This window comes from Paenibacillus tengchongensis (assembly GCF_008973665.1).
In the GTDB taxonomy this organism is placed as follows: domain Bacteria; phylum Bacillota; class Bacilli; order Paenibacillales; family Paenibacillaceae; genus Paenibacillus_AQ; species Paenibacillus_AQ tengchongensis.
In genome coordinates this window covers 1-705 of record NZ_WACP01000051.1, presented here as the reverse complement: position 1 = coordinate 705, position 705 = coordinate 1, and the positions used below count along the sequence as shown (strand labels likewise).

The following is a 705-nucleotide window of genomic DNA, read 5'->3' as shown; positions in this document are numbered from 1 at the left end:
GATTACTTATTATATCTAATAAGTTTGAAAACAATTCCTCTTTCGCCGTGTTATTTATTTGAGAATTTTGATTAACATCAGAACTTCCTGCTGCAACATTTTGAACATTGCCATTAATAGTAGTATTAAAAATTTGAGTAATTTTATTTTGATCTATTGGATTACTATTCATTTCAATATCTCCAGCATTAGGATTTTCAGCTTCTATTTCAAGAGCAAAGTCTAAAATTTTTGTTTTGACAGTATCGATAATACCAGCTATGTCAGAGCTTGAAATAACTTGCCATGCTTTAATGCAAATCATATTGTTATAGAAATCATTAGCATATATAGCTAATAGTTTGGAATCCCAAGGTGCTTGAAATATGCTACCCTCTTTAGATAGTAAATTTTCTAAAGAACCAATTCCCTGCATAATGTGGGCTTTTTTTACATATTTTTCGTGTTTCTCCTTCATAACATGTGTATGAATTGGAATATTAGTTAAAATGGAATTTCCCCACATCGAAAAATGTCCTTTTGATATTACCTTTAAAACCCTATAAGAAGGTAAAGAACTAACATCATTATAACCATTTAGCTCATTTTCAACCCATGATTTAAACCCTGGATGGTTTAATCGAGTAGCTAATATTTTACATTTTCTCAGAAGCGTTGATAATTCAATATCTTTACTTGAACTTGATGCTAAGTCTTGTATATCTC

At 29.8% G+C, this 705-nt stretch carries 1 protein-coding gene; it reads right to left on the bottom strand.

Annotated elements, in window-relative coordinates; all coding sequences use genetic code 11:
* Window positions 1-705, bottom strand: a 705-nt coding sequence (locus F1381_RS28535) for an AbiTii domain-containing protein (RefSeq protein WP_187355600.1), incomplete at both ends; no start/stop codon positions are given.